Annotated in this window: 15 protein-coding genes; 1 reads left to right on the top strand and 14 read right to left on the bottom strand. The window is 42.4% G+C overall.

Going from position 1 to position 17,727, the window contains the following annotated elements; genetic code table 11:
* Positions 1-13: 13 nt before the first annotated feature.
* Both LI126_RS08845 and LI126_RS08840 read right to left on the bottom strand, forming a co-directional pair.
* Positions 14-2,767 carry a translation factor GTPase family protein gene (locus LI126_RS08845; protein WP_227165228.1) on the bottom strand — a complete coding sequence of 918 codons (2,754 nt, stop codon included), beginning with the start codon at positions 2,765-2,767 and terminating at the stop codon, positions 14-16.
* Positions 2,768-2,878: 111 nt separating this feature from the next.
* Positions 2,879-3,820: a polysaccharide deacetylase family protein gene (locus LI126_RS08840; protein ID WP_227165227.1), complete on the bottom strand. Its 942-nt coding sequence runs from the start codon at positions 3,818-3,820 to the stop codon at positions 2,879-2,881.
* 369 nt (positions 3,821-4,189) lie between these two features.
* Between LI126_RS08840 and LI126_RS08835 the strand changes: the two genes are divergently transcribed.
* Positions 4,190-4,768: a TetR/AcrR family transcriptional regulator gene (locus LI126_RS08835; RefSeq protein WP_020436092.1), complete on the top strand. Its 579-nt coding sequence runs from the start codon at positions 4,190-4,192 to the stop codon at positions 4,766-4,768.
* 164 nt (positions 4,769-4,932) lie between these two features.
* On the opposite strand, the gene LI126_RS08830 is transcribed toward LI126_RS08835, so the two are convergent.
* The 12 genes from LI126_RS08830 to LI126_RS08775 all read right to left on the bottom strand — a co-directional run bounded on the left by LI126_RS08830 (position 4,933) and on the right by LI126_RS08775 (position 17,522).
* Entirely contained in the window at positions 4,933-5,595 is a 663-nt protein-coding gene (locus tag LI126_RS08830) for a V-type ATP synthase subunit D (protein WP_020436093.1), read from the bottom strand.
* A gap of 43 nt (positions 5,596-5,638) precedes the next feature.
* The gene (locus LI126_RS08825; RefSeq protein ID WP_015527969.1) at positions 5,639-7,012 is read right to left on the bottom strand and encodes a V-type ATP synthase subunit B; all 1,374 of its coding nucleotides are present in this window, start codon (positions 7,010-7,012) and stop codon (positions 5,639-5,641) included.
* Positions 7,013-8,779: a V-type ATP synthase subunit A gene (locus tag LI126_RS08820; protein ID WP_015527970.1), complete on the bottom strand. Its 1,767-nt coding sequence runs from the start codon at positions 8,777-8,779 to the stop codon at positions 7,013-7,015.
* Positions 8,776-9,102: a V-type ATP synthase subunit F gene (locus LI126_RS08815; protein ID WP_015527971.1), complete on the bottom strand. Its 327-nt coding sequence runs from the start codon at positions 9,100-9,102 to the stop codon at positions 8,776-8,778. The genes LI126_RS08820 and LI126_RS08815 overlap by 4 nt, the downstream gene beginning before the upstream one ends.
* Complete coding sequence (locus LI126_RS08810) at positions 9,095-10,069, bottom strand: V0D/AC39 family V-type ATPase subunit (RefSeq protein WP_055160444.1); 975 nt, start codon at positions 10,067-10,069, stop codon at positions 9,095-9,097. Before LI126_RS08810 ends, LI126_RS08815 begins: the two co-directional genes overlap by 8 nt.
* Before the next feature lie 18 nt (positions 10,070-10,087).
* The gene (locus tag LI126_RS08805; protein ID WP_055148626.1) at positions 10,088-10,690 is read right to left on the bottom strand and encodes a V-type ATP synthase subunit E; all 603 of its coding nucleotides are present in this window, start codon (positions 10,688-10,690) and stop codon (positions 10,088-10,090) included.
* Positions 10,691-10,717: 27 nt separating this feature from the next.
* Positions 10,718-11,203, bottom strand: coding sequence for a V-type ATP synthase subunit K (locus LI126_RS08800; protein WP_015527973.1), 486 nt, complete (start codon positions 11,201-11,203; stop codon positions 10,718-10,720).
* Positions 11,200-13,230 (bottom strand): V-type ATP synthase subunit I, encoded by a 2,031-nt coding sequence (locus LI126_RS08795; protein WP_227165226.1) that lies wholly within the window; start codon positions 13,228-13,230, stop codon positions 11,200-11,202. The genes LI126_RS08800 and LI126_RS08795 overlap by 4 nt, the downstream gene beginning before the upstream one ends.
* A 36-nt stretch (positions 13,231-13,266) precedes the next feature.
* Positions 13,267-13,575, bottom strand: coding sequence for a hypothetical protein (locus tag LI126_RS08790; RefSeq protein ID WP_227165225.1), 309 nt, complete (start codon positions 13,573-13,575; stop codon positions 13,267-13,269).
* A gap of 514 nt (positions 13,576-14,089) precedes the next feature.
* Positions 14,090-14,584: a tRNA (cytidine(34)-2'-O)-methyltransferase gene (locus LI126_RS08785; RefSeq protein ID WP_227165224.1), complete on the bottom strand. Its 495-nt coding sequence runs from the start codon at positions 14,582-14,584 to the stop codon at positions 14,090-14,092.
* A 22-nt stretch (positions 14,585-14,606) separates the two neighbouring features.
* The gene (locus LI126_RS08780) at positions 14,607-15,602 is read right to left on the bottom strand and encodes an AIR synthase-related protein (protein ID WP_227165223.1); all 996 of its coding nucleotides are present in this window, start codon (positions 15,600-15,602) and stop codon (positions 14,607-14,609) included.
* 177 nt (positions 15,603-15,779) lie between these two features.
* Positions 15,780-17,522, bottom strand: coding sequence for a B12-binding domain-containing radical SAM protein (locus tag LI126_RS08775; RefSeq protein WP_055173140.1), 1,743 nt, complete (start codon positions 17,520-17,522; stop codon positions 15,780-15,782).
* Positions 17,523-17,727: the final 205 nt, after the last annotated feature.

Below are 17,727 nucleotides of genomic sequence, written 5' to 3'. Positions count from 1 at the left end.
TCTTCATTAAAAATTAACACTTTTCTTTTCCCAAACGGATTTCTTCCATCTGTTTTGCAGTTTCCTCATCAAGATAATCCAGAAGATAATTTTTCAGATTTACCTGCCTGCCCAGATGCTCTCCTCTGAGTTCTTTTAATGCCAACTCAACCTCTTCTTTCAGACCTGGCGCAGACATTCTGTGAGCCCCCTGCCCCATGATGATCACCTGCTCAAGTCCATCTGATGTAGCTACTGTTACATCTGCATTCTTCGCAATCCTGCGGACTGTCTTCTCAATATATTGATCTGCTGTTTCTGCTTCTTTCGTATAGACGATATAAATGTTATGATATTTCATCACTTCACCCGGATTCCCCTCTACTTTATAAGCATCATACACAAGGATCAGGGTACATTTACGGAATCCCTGATAGTTACTTAGAATATCTGCAAGCTTTCCTCTTGCTGCACCAATATCTCTTTCTGAAAGTTCTTTCAGTTCCTCCCATGAAAAAATTATATTATAACCATCTACCAGAAGGTATTCTTCTGTTCCGGCTTTCGCTCTCCGGCGCGCTTCCCACTTCGGATCCTGATAAGCGCTTCCCGGTTCTCTTGTCTTTTCTTTTGCCCGGACAGTTACAGGACCTGTAGAACGATTCTTCTTCGGATCCGGTGTACGAACATAGATCGCATCCAACTCTTCCTGTGTCAGTTCAATACTGGAGTGCCTGCGTTTTGGAAGTGTCACCTCCATTATATCCATTTCATCATCATTTCCTGATTCCAATGTATGCTCCATATGCATATATTCTTCAACTTCATCCCAATCCACAACAAATCCTGCTCCATGTGCACAGAATACAGAACCTGTCGGATTCGCCAGATCTGCCTCCGAATCATAGGTTGACGCTGCCAGAACTTCTTCCTGATTATGACAGATATCATAACCTTTCAACGAAACTGCCATTCTTCCACATCCACCTGTATAGGCAGTGAATTCTTTCTGATATCCACGCATCAGGGACACCGGTGCACTTCCTGTCAGCACTGTTATCTCTTCTTCTATCATCGGTGTTCCGAATTTGCCGGACATATTTTGAATATCTGTCATAGCTCGTCCTACATTTTCTGATGGAAGTTCCATTCGAAATTCATAATATGGCTCCAGAAGAATACTGTCTGCTTTCTTTAATCCCTGACGCACTGCACGATAAGTTGCCTGACGAAAATCTCCGCCTTCCGTATGTTTCTGATGTGCACGTCCGGAAGTCAGCGTAATCTTCATATCCGTGATCGGTGAACCTGTCAGCACACCTTTGTGTTCCTTCTCTTCCAGATGTGTCAGAACAAGCCGCTGCCAGTTTCTGTCCAGAATATCTTCACTGCACTCTGCTGCAAACTGCATTCCGGATCCACGTTCTCCCGGTTCCAGACGCAGATGCACTTCTGCATAATGACGTAATGGTTCAAAGTGTCCCACACCTTCTACCGGTGCTGTGATTGTCTCTTTGTAAACAATACTCCCTTCACCGAATTCTACCAGCACACCAAAACGTTCCTTTATCATCCGCTGTAAAATCTCAATCTGCACATCTCCCATCAGCTGTACATGAATCTCAGAAGTCTGTTCCTCCCATACAATATGAAGTTCTGGTTCTTCTTCCTCTAAAATCTTTAGGTTCAAAAGCATCTTATGTACATCACAGTCATCCGGAAGAAGGATCTGGTATGTCAACACCGGCTCTAATACCGGTAAATCTGACTCTTCTTCTGCTCCGATTCCCTGCCCGGGTCTTGTATTTTCCAATCCTGTCACTGCACATACTCTTCCGGCTTCTACTTCCTGGACAGCCTCAAATTTCTCACCGGAGTAGATCCGGATCTGATTGATCTTTTCATTCAGTCCTTCCACTACATCTTTTACTTTCAGTCTTCCACCTGTCACTTTCAGATAGGTCAGACGGTTTCCCTGATTATCCCTTGCAATCTTATAAACCTTTGCCCCAAACTCTGCCGGATAAGTCTTATCTTTTATATACAGATCAAGTCCATCCAAAAGTTCTTCCACACCTTGAGAATGTAGTGCCGAACCAAAATAACATGGAAACACCTGACGGTCTGCAACTGCTTTTTGTACTTTATCCAGAGAGATTCTTCCCTCTTCCAGATATTCTTCCATCATATCATCTTCACAGACAGCCAGCTCTTCCAGCACCTCTTCCACTGCGCTCTCTTTCGTATGTAAATATACTTTTCCACCCGGGCAGTCGGATTCTGTCATGATATCCACAAATGGAACGACATTTTCCCCAAAACGCTTGCGGAGTTCTTTCAGAAGTTTTTCACCATCCGTTCCTTCCTGATCCATTTTATTCACAAAAAGAAAGGTCGGAATGTGATATCTTTTTAATAACTTCCATAATGTCTGTGTATGTCCTTGCACACCATCTGCTCCACTGACAACAAGCACCGCGCAATCCAGAACCTGCAGAACGCGTTCCATCTCCGCAGAAAAGTCCACATGTCCCGGTGTATCAAGAAGTGTGATCGTGCGATCCTTCCACCGGAATACTGCCTGCTTGGAAAAAATAGTGATCCCACGTTCTCTTTCCATCTGATCTGTATCTAGAAACGCATCTTTATGATCCACTCTGCCAAGCTTCCTGATTGCTCCGGCATGATAGAGCATGCTTTCTGACAATGTCGTCTTTCCGGCATCCACATGCGCTACAATACCTATATTTATATATCTGTCCGGCTTATTTTCTGAGTTATTCCCCATAAAATCTGCCCCTTTCATTGTTTTCTCGTTTTTCAATTATACCATAGGAAAGAAAAGGAGTCGACTGCTCTTCTTTACAGCCAACTCCTGCTTTTCTTTCTCTGTTATCTTCTAATTATTCACTTCATGATGCACAACCAGGCTTTCCCGATCGATTGCCTTAAAAGAATACCCCAGATTTTTATAATACTCCATTACCGTTGGAAGTGCCTGAATGGTAGATTCCTTCGCCTCTGTGTCATGGAACAGGAGCATTACTTTGGTATACTCATCCGTTTCTGACTGTGCGATGATCTGATCTGCCGTAACCGTTCCTCCATCTCCACTGCTCACATTCCAGTCATAATACTGGTATCCCTTATCCAACACCTGTTGTGTCAACTGTGTCATGATTCCTACCGAATATTTTTTTGAAATAGAATTTGATGCGCCTCCCGGAAAACGGATAAAGCATGGAACAAATCCAAGCTGTTCCTTTGCCACCTCTCCTATTTTCTCAAGATCATCAAAATAAGCATCCACAGATGCATAGACCTGATCATATTCATGCGTATAGCTGTGAAGTCCAACTGTATGTCCCTCATCATAAACTTTCTTGATCATAGGGAAATAATCCGGCTGCTGGGCAGTAATGAAAAAGGTAGCTTTCGCATCATACTGATCCAGAATATCAAGCACACGCTGCGTATTTGCAGACGGACCATCATCAAATGTCAGATAAACGACTTTCTCATCATCCTGCGGATCCATGGTTCCAACTGCAACTCCCGGCTGAAGAGACATGGACTTATCTCTTTCTGCCTTTGCTGCCTCTTCTGCTTTTTTCGCCTCTTCTTCGGCTTTTTTCTTCTCTTGTGCTTCTTTCTCTTTCTGTATTTCTACCTGACGTAAAGCTGCTGCTTCCCGCGCATTTGCCACCATACATACACCTGTTCCGACAATCGCAAAAAACACAAGACCTACCAGTATGTTGAAATAAATATTGTTCTCCTGACGCATTCTTTTATAACTATGCCAGACACTCACCAGTACATCTTTTATCTTTATCAACATTTCCTTTATCTTTTGCTGCATTCTCTCTCACAATCCCTCTGCGTTACTGTAAACAACGCTCTTTTTCTTACGGATATTACTGACATCACTATTTCCAGCATCTTTCGCATACAATATCCGTATAATTATATATATTATAAACCATACTTCTTAAATATGTAGTAATGATTCATTAAGAATTATTCGAAAAATGTTACATTTCTGTTACTCACTATCCCACACTACTGTTCACACTACATGAGACCAACAATGCATCCCCATCCATCCGTATTTGACCATTTTCTTTACAGGTGTTAAAATAACTTTACAGATAAGCAATCACCGCATTCGTATGATCTGCCACAGAACACAGAAAGGAGAATATCCGCAATGGAAGATAAGCGTATCACCAAAACAAAACGTGCTTTAAAGTCTGCTCTTTTGGAACTTTTAACCACACAGGCTTTTGATGTGATTTCAATTACTGAATTATGTAAGATTGCCAATGTCAGCCGGATCACTTTCTACACACATTATAAGGATAAATTTGCCCTCCTTGACGACATTTTCAATGATATGCTGATTATTGGAAAAGAAGGATACCATCGCAGACAAGAGGAAAACAATCCTGAAAACAATCTCACGCAGGGATATCTGAACGTTTTGGACAGTATTTTGTCTCTTTACTATGAACGTTATGATTTTTTCCGGCATGTCGTACCGGAGACAAATCCTTACCTGGCTTTTCGATTTTATCGGATCCTTTTAGACACGGTAGAATCTCATACAGATAAGCTGAAAGCTTCTTATTCTTTAAAATATTCTGCAAGACAGATTGCCGGATTCATCTGCTTTGGTCTGTTCGGATTTATCAGTGAGTCTTATACATCAAAAGTGCCGTTAGAACAGGTTCAGGCCGGAGCAAGACAACTTTTAACAGATCTTCTGCAATCCAAAATTCTTGTATAATGTTTTGCATTTGTAACTGTTCAAAGCCAAGCAAAATTTCAAAAAAAGATGTAAAATGCTTGCATTTTTAGATTTAAACATGAAAAAGAACATGCCCCACAGTTTCAAGACTTCTTAAACAGAAACTTTTATTCTCTGGTCATGTTCTTTTTTATTTTTAATAGTTACGCCTCTTTTTCTTTGTAATGATGCGCCTCTTCGAGCATCATATCTTTCACTTTCATCAGTCGGATCTGTGTACTACGCTCATTCTCATCCAGTTTCATCGTAATGTATTTGATACTTTCCTCTGTCTCTGGAATGATAACATGCTCCAGTGCATTTACACGACGTCTTGTCTTCTCAATCTCTGCCGCCATCAGCTGACATGCTTTTTCACATTCTGCAAGTCGGATCATATCTGGGAGGATATCTGATAAAGACTTCACTGCTCCATCAAGATCACTGGAAGTAAATGCAAATCCATAAGAATAGATATCATTTTCATCCGCTGTTCTTGTTTTGGATGTGAAGGTCGGAATCTCTACACTCATAACATTCTTCTCATCAACTATAAGTCCAACTTCCTGCTTCGGAGCCATCAATGCAGTATTCAGTGCTGCCTCTGACATTCCGGCCCGGGCAATAACAAAATTACGGTTCGCAGAGAGAATTCCTTCTTCTACACGAAGTCTCACTTCCATATTTTCTCGGACAAGATCCAGATACTGGCGCATCAGCTCATCACGCTTATCTTTCAAAAGCTTGTGACCACGAATGGCTGTAATCCGCTTTTTCTTCAAACGGGTTAGTTCCATACGGGTTGGATTCACTTGTTTCGCAGCCAATACCGCCACCTCCTCTTTCTATCTTCGATCACTCTGTCTATTCTTACTCTTTGTCGTAATATTCATCCAGATATTTATCGTCAATTCGTTTGAGTTCGGTACGCGGCAGCATGCGAAGCAGCTTCCATCCGATATTCAATGTTTCCTCAATACTTCGGTCTGTCTGATATCCCTGAGATACATATTCTTTCTCAAATGCATCTGCGAAACGTGCATATTTCAGGTCAATTTCTGTCAGTGCGGCCTCTCCCAGGATAACCATCAGCTCTTTTGCATCTTTACCACGCGCATAAGCGGCAAACAACTGATTCATCGTATTGGCATGATCTGCTCTTGTCTTACCTGCTCCGATTCCTTTATCTTTCAAACGGGACAGAGATGGAAGAACATCAATTGGAGGTGTTACTCCTTTTCTGTAAAGCTCACGGCTTAAGATGATCTGTCCTTCCGTGATATATCCTGTCAGGTCAGGGATTGGATGAGTTTTATCATCCTCAGGCATTGTCAGGATCGGGATCATTGTGATACTTCCCTTCTTGCCATTCTGACGTCCTGCTCTTTCATACAGTGTTGCAAGGTCTGTATACAGATATCCCGGATATCCACGACGTCCAGGGACTTCCTTTCTGGCTGCGGATACCTCACGCAATGCATCTGCGTAGTTTGTGATATCTGTCAGAATAACAAGGACATGCATATCCTTTTCAAATGCAAGATACTCTGCTGCTGTCAGCGCCATACGTGGTGTTGCGATACGCTCGATTGCCGGGTCATTCGCAAGGTTTACAAACAATACTGTTCTGTCGAGTGCTCCTGTCTCACGGAAGCTTTCGATAAAGAAGTTAGACTCCTCAAAAGTAATACCCATAGCAGCAAATACAACCGCAAAGTTTTCATTTGTTCCAAGTACCTTTGCCTGACGGGCAATCTGTGCTGCCAACTGTGCATGCGGCAGACCGGATGCTGAGAAGATTGGAAGCTTCTGTCCACGAACCAGTGTATTCAATCCGTCAATCGCAGATACTCCTGTCTGGATAAACTCCTCCGGATAACATCTGGCCGCCGGATTCATCGGAAGACCATTGATATCCATTCTGGCATCCGGAAGGATCTGCGGACCCTCATCAATCGGATTACCAAGTCCATCAAAGACACGTCCAAGCATATCTTCTGATACACCAAGTTCCATGCTTCGTCCAAGAAATCGGACTTTACTGTTGGAGAGGTTAATACCTGTTGAACTTTCAAACAGCTGTACAAGGACATCGCTTCCGTTCACTTCCAGAACTTTACATCTTCTAGTCTCTCCGCTCGCCAGCTCGATTTCTCCAAGTTCATCATATGTTACGCCTTCTACTCCATGCACCAGCATCAGAGGTCCGGCCACTTCCTGAATGGTTCTATATTCTTTTGGCATTTAACCTTCCTCCTTTACAAATGCTGCTGCGATCTGAGCGCTTAATGTCTCATCAACCTGCTTAAATTCTTCGTCAAGCTTATCTTCTGTCACATATTTAAAACGTCCGATCTGCTCTCTGACCGGCATTGAGATCAGCTTCTGAAGTGATGCACCATCTTTTAATGCATCGGTTGCTCTGTCAAAGAATTCGTTAACAAGAACCATCATCATGTGCTGTTTCTTCAATGACGTATACGTATCTACTTCATGGAAAGAGTTCTGATGCAGGAAGTCCTCACGAATCGATCTTGCAGCTTCCATCTTCAGACGGTCGGACGGTGAAAGTGCGTCCATACCTACCATCTTAACGATCTCTTCCAGTTCTGCTTCTTCCTGAAGCAGTGTCATCATCTTCTGACGGCCTTCCATCCAGTCTTCGGCAACCTGTCCGTTAAACCATTTTTCCATATCATCCAGATACAGGGAGTAACTCTTCAACCAGTTGATTGCCGGGAAATGTCTCTTGTATGCCAGGGATGCATCCAGTCCCCAGAACACTTTGACGATACGAAGTGTTGCCTGTGATACCGGCTCAGATGTATCACCACCCGGAGGAGATACTGCTCCGATAACGGAAAGTGCTCCTTCTCTTCCTTCTTTTCCAAGAGAAACTACATGTCCGGCACGCTCATAGAACTGTGCCAGACGACTTCCAAGATAAGCCGGATATCCTTCTTCACCAGGCATCTCTTCCAGACGTCCTGACATCTCACGAAGTGCCTCAGCCCAACGGGATGTTGAGTCTGCCATAAGTGCTACAGAATATCCCATATCACGGAAATACTCTGCTATTGTAATTCCTGTGTAAATGGATGCCTCACGAGCTGCAACCGGCATATCCGATGTATTTGCGATCAGAACAGTTCTCTGCATCAAAGGCTGCCCTGTCTTCGGGTCCTTCAGTTCAGGGAACTCGTTCAGAACGTCTGTCATCTCATTTCCACGCTCTCCACATCCGATGTAGACAACAATATCTGCCTCAGCCCATTTTGCAAGCTGATGCTGGATTACTGTCTTTCCACTTCCGAAAGGTCCCGGAACGGCCGCAACACCGCCCTTGGCGATTGGGAAGAATGTATCGATAACACGCTGTCCTGTTACAAGTGGCATCTCCGGTGGAAGTTTCTTCTTATACGGACGACCGCGACGAACCGGCCACTTCTGCATCATAGTTAATTCTTTTTCGCCTTTTTCTGTTTCAACAACTGCTACAATATCTTCTACTGTAAATGTTCCTTCTTTGATTTCCTTGATTGTTCCTTTAATTCCGTAAGGAACCATGATCTTCTGCTGTACAAGAACTGTTTCCTGAACTGTACCGATCACATCTCCTGTCTCTACTTCATCTCCAACCTTTACAGTAGGAACAAACTCCCATTTCAGATTTCTCTTAAGAGACGGAACTTCAACTCCTCTTTTCAGGTTATTTCCGGAAATCTTCATAATATCATCCAGTGGTCTCTGGATTCCGTCATAAATACTTGCGATCAGACCAGGTCCTAATTCTACAGACATTGGAACATCCATAGATTCAACCGGTTCTCCAGGTCCGAGACCTGATGTCTCTTCATATACCTGGATGGATGCCTCGTCACCGTGCATCTCAATGATCTCTCCGATCAGACGCTGTTCCGATACACGGACAACGTCAAACATATTCGCATCACGCATTCCCTCTGCGATAACAAGAGGTCCTGCGACTTTTTTAATCACTCCTGTGCTCATTCGCTTACTCCTCCAAACAGAATATCTGATCCGACGGCCTGCTCAACTGTCTTCTTCACGCCTTCAACTCCGGCTCCTGTATTCCCCGACACACCCGGGATCTGAATAATCGCCGGAAATGTCTGCTCACCGTACTTGTTGATCTCTGACGGAATCTGTGCAGCCACAGCCTCTGTAATATAGATAATGCCGTAATTTCCTTCTGCAAGCTGGCGAAGCTTTGTCTTCGCCTCATCCCGGTCCTTCACAGGGCAGATGCTAAGACCGAGGGTGGCAAATCCATAGATACTGTCATAATCGCCCATTACTGCAATCTTATACATACATCTCCCTTATCCTTTCCCGGATTGCTTCATCCGGAAATTCATTCTGCTTTCCGGTCAGTATAATCCGTACTGTCTTGATCTCATTTTGTCTGGCTAACAGATACGCCAGAAGCGGTCCAACGGAAAATGATTCATATTTCTGTGACCTCATAGAATCTGTCATTTTATTATCACACCAGCGTTCAAATGCAGACGGTGATATACGCAGTGCATCGGCACCTTCACGATAAGATGTTCCTTCCAGATACTGTGCGATCTCCTCCGCACCGGCCAATGCTGCCTGTGTCAGCTGATCCACATTGATCTCGGAACAATTTACCATTGCTTTTTTCATAAATTCTGCATTTTTTCCTGTCTTCTGAGATCTTACTGCAATCTTAATATCAGCGATCGCAACTGCTGTCTGTGCATACTCTTCAATGATCTTCTCACCTGATTTTTTCCCTGCTTCCAGCATAGCTTCCAGTGTTGCGCGATCAATAATAAGATCGCACAACTGTCCGTCTCTTGTGTGAAGCAGAGTGTCAAATGCTTCTCTTGCTGTTGCTGGCATATTCCCCGGCAGCTTATCAAATTCTTTGTTCTGGACAAGTGCAAACATCTCTTCTCCAGGAATCTCACAGTCATCGTAAAAAATGTTTTTATTCTCTACTTCCGTACACACTTCTTTGATCGCTGCTTTCAGGTTGTGATAAAGTTTTGGAAGTGACAGAACATCGAATACATGCATATCCGGTGCCACCTCACGGATTGTCTGCCACATCTTCTCTTCTTCCTTATTCAGAACTTCATCTGCATCCAACGTTCCTGCTGTCAGATCTCCCCAGCCCTTTTCAACCAGAAGCTGTAGAGCCTGTTCTGCACTCTTGCACGCAAGAAGCTGTTCGATCACTGCATTCGTTAAAAGAGAGACTTCCAGTGCACGGATTCTGGCAACCGCATAGGTATATTTTGTCTTACTCAAGATTATCCCTCCTTGCGGCTACACTGCTGTAAACAGCTGCCGGTTCACTTTATCTGATAGCTCTTCTCTTCTTGCATCAAACAACGCTTTGATCGTACAATTTTCTTCGATGCCGCCATAGGTCAGGATAAATCCCCCATCCATTCCGTCCGGCACTGTCTCTGTAAGTTCCAGGCTTCCGCCTTTCTTCTTCGCTGTTTCATATACTTTTTCCATATACCCTTGAGGCATACGTTTTCTGTCTTTCTCTGTAAAGCAGATGGTTCCTTCTTCCGGAAGTACATACTTCTCAAGAACCTTTTCAAGCATTGCAAAATAAGCTGCATCATCAAGCTCTCCGACTGCTTTGTAAGCATCTTCAAGAACTTCACTGATCACTTCCTGTTTCGCCTCAAGTACTGCCTTGCGCTTTCTCATATCTGATGAAGAGGCCAGGCGTTTCACAGAATCTTCTGCTCTGGCTTCTGCCTGTGCGACAATCTTCCGTGCATCTTTCTCTGCCTGTGCTTTTGCTTCCCCAATTATAGAATCCGCCTGTGCGTGTGCCTGTGCGAGTATCTCTTTTGCATTGTCCTGCGCCTCTGCGATTATCTGCGCTTTCATTTTGTCAAGTCCACTCATCTCCACGCTCTCCTTTTTATTTATTTCTTACAGCTGGATACCACTTACTGCGAGGAAGGAAATCAGAAGAGCCAGGATCGCATATGTCTCAACCATTGCCGGGAACAGCATTGCTTTACCAAACTGCTCTGGCTTCTTTGCTACGATTCCGATAGAAGCCGCTGCTGTCTTACCCTGTGCGATACCTGAAATCAATCCAACAATACCGATTGGGAGACAAGCTGCAAGGATCATAAGTCCTGACTGAACGCTAACTTCTACTCCGCCACCGCCGAGAATACCAATTTTAGAAAGTGTAATAAATCCAACAAGCAGTCCATACAGTCCCTGTGTACCTGGGAGCAGCTGCATGATAAGTACTTTAGCGAATTTGCTCGGGTCTTCTGTTACAACACCTGATGCTGCCTGTCCTGCGATTCCTACACCTAACGCAGATCCTGCACCTGCGAATAATACTGCGATTGCTGCGCCTAATAATCCATATACAACTCCAAGTTCACCTGCTATATTCATAATGTTGTTTCCTCCTTAACATCAACATATTTCGTATTTTCTTTAAAAGGCTCGAATGCTTTTCCGCCGCCTTCATAAAATTTTCCGAAGAATTCCACAAACTGTAAACGGTTTGTGTGTACATAAGCTCCCAGCAGATTGATCGCCAGGTTCAATACGTGTCCCACAATGAAGATCACAATGAAAAGAATCACACCGATCACATTGTTTGGAAGCATCGCTCCCATCTGATTGATAACGGATGCGATAACTCCTGTTGCAAGTCCAAGTGCAAGAAGTCTTGAATAGGACAATGCGTCACTGAGCCATCCTGTCACGTTATACAAATCATACGCTCCAAGCGCAAGCCGAAGCGCCGGATTCTTGTTTGCTCTTCCTGACATCAGCACAATACCGATTGCTCCACCCGCAGCCATCACTTTTGCAGCAGTGTTCAAAGCTGCCGGGAACACGATCGTAGTCTGTGCGATCGATGCGAAAATGTCACTTGGAAGCAGCATCAGGATCAACCCAATCAGCATCACAAACCAAAGTACAACGTCACAGATAAAATCTACAACCTTACCATCTTTTAAGCACAGATAACCTTTAATTCCAAGTCCTACGAACAAATGAATTGTTCCAAATAACAAAGAATAAACCAGAAGTTTCATTGGATCATTCAATGGAACAAACCAAAGTGCCGGAACTGTTACCGTATGTCCGAAGAATTTTTCTGAAACAATGTCTACGATATTTCCAAAATATCCTCCAAATAGAACGCCCCATACAAGTGTAGATACTCCACAGTAGAAGAACAGTTTCAAAGATTTTGCCATGCTCTGTGACATTCTTGGATATTTCTTCACAAGAATCGCACACACAATTGCAACAACTGCTCCATACGCTGCATCTGACAACATCATTCCGAAGAAAAATACGTAGAAGAATGACATGATCGTTGTCGGATCGATTTCTCCGGCATGCGGTAATCCGTAAGATTCTACAATACCTTCCATGTTTGTAGAGAATGGGTTATTCTTTAAAATAACCGGTGCTTCTTCACCTTCTTCAATGTCTTCAATATCTACCATACAGTTATATTTCTCTGTCAAAGATTTCTCTACCGGACCTGACTCACATGCCGGTATATATCCACTTATCACAAATGTACGCTTTGACTGAAGAAGATCTCCGAGAACTGCATACTTATCTGCTCGGACTCTGTAATAATCTGCTACGGCCTGAAGTTCTTTTCTTTTGGAAGCCAGGCTCTTAAGTTCTGCCTCGCACTGCGTCATCCGCTCTCTTGACGCTGCTATCTCTGTTTCCAGTACTTCCTTCTGCTCTTTTGGTGTCTTGCTCCATTTCTGGGACGGTCTTGCAAATCCTGCACTCCGAAGTGCTTCTTCCACTGTCTGGAGTTGTTCTTTCAAACAGATGACTGCAATGCAGATCATATTAGATTCTGCTGAAACTAAATGTACATCGACCCCTGTTTTCTCCATCACTTCCGGAGTCTTCTCAAGTAGAATGGAATAAATGTTCTCAAGAGTAAGTTCTCCCGGCATTGTTCCCAGGATCAAAGCAGTCCTTTTTGTCTTCCCTTCCTGAAGCGGAACATCTAATGCCATCCACGGCATCAGACTTTCAATCTGATTCTCAATCTTTGCTATGCCTGCTCTAAGCTCAGCATACTCGCGATCAAGATCATAAATTCCGCGGGCTGTCTTGATCAGTTCTGGTCCAGATATCTGAACCTTTTCTTCCAACTCGCGATCGATCAGTTCTTTTCCTTCCAGCGAAGAAAGTAATGACTTTTTCTCCGGAGCGTAAGCATCCAGAATCCCCAGTGCCTGATCTGCTGCCGTTGCCGCTTTTTCAAATTTCATCCGCTGTCCGGTTGTGTCCATCTTTTGGAAGAATGCATCCTCTTCTTTGTCCCTGTCAACTTCAAGAACTCCAAGATGCTGTAACTGTTCCAGGATTGCTTTTCGATCTTTCTTCAGGGCACAGATGCTGATTTTCTGCATCTTAAGTACCGCCATAATCTTATCCCTCCTTTTTTGTTACGACCACATGGATCAGATTAATTCAGAAAGAACTAGCTGCACTGCTGCACCCTTTTTCTCTCTTGCAGAAACCTTCAGCTCTTCGATCACATCTTTAAGCTTCTCTGCTTCTTTATCTTCCTGATTTTTCGCCTCTTCTCTGGCTTTCTCATCCAGTCCACCGGCAGTTCTTTTTGCCTCTTCTATAAATTCTTCATGAATCTGCTTTGCCTGAAGAGATGCATCTTTCAGAATCTGTTCTTTTTGTTCCTGCGCTTTTACAAGAATCTCTTCTGCCTGCTGTTCTGCTTCTTTAATTGACCGGATTGTCTCATCCACCATAGTATCTACACCACCTTTCCTGTCTCCCCCTTTTTATTGTTCTTATGTGATTTTGAACAATAAGATCTCTTCGTTGTATGTTGTTACTGCACATTAATATCTAAGGATTACGCTGTTCGCAGCATGTATCAATATATTATTACCATACTTTTCTTTCCTATTCTCTTTCTGTTTGTAACTTTCGCACAACGATGTTATTTTAAACATAGCATATTTTGTCGTAATAATCAAACTTTTTATTAGATTTTTATAAAAATTTTTTAGATTACTAAATATTTCGTCTATTTTTTGTAGTTTATTAAACGTTTTTTGTGTATTTGTATAAATATCTGATTATTTAATAATACAAGGGGCAAAAGGTCATGCGTTTCATGCTTGCATGAAATGCGAAGCAATCCGGTTACATCAGTGAGTGGCAAAATTTACTTTTGACACTCACATCATTATTTACCATTCAAAAAAGGAACAAGATCAAACCTTTTTACAAATGATTTGACCCTGTTCCTTTTTCACTTTATTTCCAATGAAGTTCATGCAGTTCTCCACTTAAATTCATTCCTGCAAATCCATTCTGTCGCAGTGCTTCATACAACACAATTGCCACCGAATTACCAAGATTCAATGAGCGGATATCTCCGTTCATCGGGATTCTCATACAGTCTTCCTCATGCTCTACAAGAATCTCCTCCGGAATTCCTGCGCTCTCTTTTCCGAACATAATATAGCAATCCGGCTCATATTCTACTTCTGTGTAGACTTTATGCGCTTTTGTCGTTGCCATATAGATTTTAGCTCCCGGATTCTTTTCAAGAAAATCCTGATAATCAATATAAGTTGTCACATCAAGATCTTTCCAGTAATCCATGCCTGCGCGCTTTAATGCTTTCTCATTCAGCTTAAATCCCAATGGCTCGATCAAATGAAGCCTTGTCCCTGTTGCTACACAGGTTCTTCCGATATTCCCTGTATTTGCCGGAATTTCCGGCTCATAAAGTACAATGTTTAACATAATTATCGCCTCTTCTATCTTCTTATTCTTCTGATTCTTTTCGTTCTTTCCACCAACGGCTCAGTTCATCCGGTGCCGGACGATCCAGATAACGGGTTTCTTCTCCATTTACAAGTGTTCTTGCGTTCTGTTCTTTTACAAATCCGATTCGTACCGCCGGAACACCTGCATTCTTCAAGATTTCCAATGTCTCTTCTCCATGCTCTGTCAGCACAAGATAACTTCCGGCTGATGTGAGAAGATATGGATTCAGCTGAAAGAATTCACAGATTTCCACCGTTTCCTGCTTAAGTGCAAGTTTTGAAAAATCAATCTCAAATCCTGTCTTTTCTGCCTCTGCAAGTTCCCATAATCCGCAGAGTACACCTCCATCCCCACACTGTCTGCTCTTCGCTTCTTCCGGAAGCTTTAAGATCTGTTTCGGAAGTATAAGTGATTCCTTGCAACGCTTTGTTTTTTCTATAAAAGATGATGTAAATCTTGTACGAAGATCTGCCTCTGCCTCTTCAACCAATCGCAACGTTCCTTCTAATCCTGTATAACCGCAAAGAATGATTTCCGTTCCCGGTAACCATTTTTTCATCTGCTGTTTTGGATTTTCTTTCACGCCGACAGCAGTAATATGAATCACTGTCTGCAAAACATACTCTGCACTTTCAGCCTGTACACAGGTAATGGAAAGTCCTGTCTCCTCACAAATCTCTGTCAGGATTCTCATAATATCTTTTAATTCCTGCTCGTCAGAACTTTCAGGAAACAAAATCTGTACTGAAACCGCTGTTGGTCTGACTCTCTTTGCCGCAAGATCTCCTGCTGATTTAATTACTGCATATTTCACCTGTGCCGGTGCTTTTCCGCTTACTGAAGTGCTGCTCCAGACAAAATCCTTTTCGTCAGATATCAGTTCGGAACTGCTTTCTTCCCACGCAGTTTTTCCTGTTGAATTCCTGTTTCCTTTTTGGATCTGTTTCTTTACAGAACGATTCCAGATCGTCTGCGTTACTCTCCCTGTCCGCATCACACTCTCCTTAGACCAGATATGGAATCACCATCGTTGCAACCATTGCAACAATAACCACCAAAATAATAATTGACACCAAACGTCTTACTTTTTTATCATAAAAATTCATCTTTTTTCTCCATTTCCATTAACAAAACCATATGCAAATATCTTTCTAATATCTGCAACGCTATACTAGTCCTCTATTATATAAATCGCCGCATCCTGATTCAGCTTATTTCTATGTCTGTAATCAAAAAGATGCAACTTTCCATTCAATCGCTCCAGATGAGTCATCTTTCGCAGTTGGCGGCTGTCGTATCCTTCATAATCCTTCAGATACTTGTGCTCTTCTGCCTCTTTCTTATAAAATTCAGACGCTACATCTTTTTCTACTTTGCTCTCTCCAAGAAATGCCGGACGATTCTTCACATTATCTCTCAGGTAAAGATCTAAAGTCATGCTTTCAAGCACCTTCTCTTTAAAATCCTCTTCTTTCTTCTGCATTTTCTCCGAACATGTGAATTCTGCTAATTCTGATTCTACAAAGTCCCACAATATCTCATAGCGAGTAAGTCTTGAATGATTCAACCCAAACAAGCCTTTCTTCTCATAATAATTGCCCATTTTCTCATACATGGAAAATGCGGATGGAAACAATTCCACAAGAAGTCTCATCGTATGACTAAACTGAAAACTGTTATAGTAAACTTCCACCATCTCTTCTACTTTCTTCAGACGGATCACATCACTGTATGGAAGCCATTTTGTTGAAAGCACTTCATACGGCGGACGATTCTGGCAAAGCAGCTCATACTCTTTCATCTTCTCATGCATCACAGATCCATGCAGTACTTTCAGAAATCCAAGCTGAAACTGATCCGGTTCCATAGCATAAACTTCATTAAAAGAATGAGCAAAACTATCATAATTCTCATATGGAAGACCTGCGATCAAATCTAAATGCTGATGCACATTTCCCTTCTCATGAATCCTTGCTACCTTATCACGTACTTTTTCCAGATTCATGGAACGGTTGATCTCTTTGATCGTCTGTTTATTCGTTGACTGAATTCCAATTTCCAGCTGAATGAGTCCTGGACGCAAACTTCGGATCAACTCAATCTCTTCCTCATTCAGAAGATCTGCTGCCACTTCAAAATGAAAATTTGTAATCCCTTTATCATGCTCTTTGATATAATTCCAGATTGCCATCGCATGATCATGCTTACAGTTAAATGTTCTGTCAACAAACTTAACCTGTGGCACTTCATGATCAATAAAGAACTGCAGTTCTTTCTTCACAAGTTCCAGGTTACGGAATCGAAGACATTTATCAATTGAAGAAAGACAATAACTACAAGAAAACGGACAGCCTCTGCTCGTCTCATAATAAATGATACGGTTCTTGAAATTCTCAATATCACCATAGACAAACGGTACTTTGCTCAGATCCATAATCTGTCGAGACGGTGTCGCAGCAATCTGTTTTTCTTCTTCCCGAAATGTAATTCCATGAATGTTGATCAATTCAGCCGCACCACGGCCTTCATAATATGCCACAAGTTCTGCAAAAGTCTCTTCACCCTCTCCGCGCATGATACCTTCTGTCATTGGATATTTTTCCAGAACTTCTCTTGCATTATAAGAAACTTCCGGACCTCCAAGCCAGATCTTCGTATCCGGCAGAATCTTTGGAATCTCCTGTATCAATTGTCCTACTTCTGTCACATTCCATAAATAACAGGAAAGGCAGAGAACATCTGGTGCCTGCTTATAAATATCCATCAAAATCTCATCAAATGGCTGATTGATCGTATATTCAGAAATTGTAATATTGCTAGCCGGATGCTGCTCTTTTGCATATGCGCGCAGGCAATAGACCGCAAGATTTGAGTGGATGTACTTTGCATTCACCGCTGCAAGCAAAATCTTCATCTTTTTATAAACCTCTTTTCCTGTCAATAATGTATATTTGTAAACATTTTCCTTTTTAGGTCTTACCTTTCTATTCTGAATGAAGATGTGAGAAATGTCAAGATATGTGAAGTTGTGTATATAACATTGTATATAACATAAAAAGGGAAAGCTGTTACTGTTCACACGATGTGCGACCAGCAACGCATCTCGCCATTTTAAATCG

This window comes from Mediterraneibacter sp. 210702-DFI.5.30, assembly GCF_020560115.1.
In the GTDB taxonomy this organism is placed as follows: Bacteria; Bacillota; Clostridia; order Lachnospirales; family Lachnospiraceae; genus Mediterraneibacter; species Mediterraneibacter faecis.
Note: the sequence above shows the minus strand (reverse complement) of the source record. Positions and strands in the feature narration are given on the sequence as shown.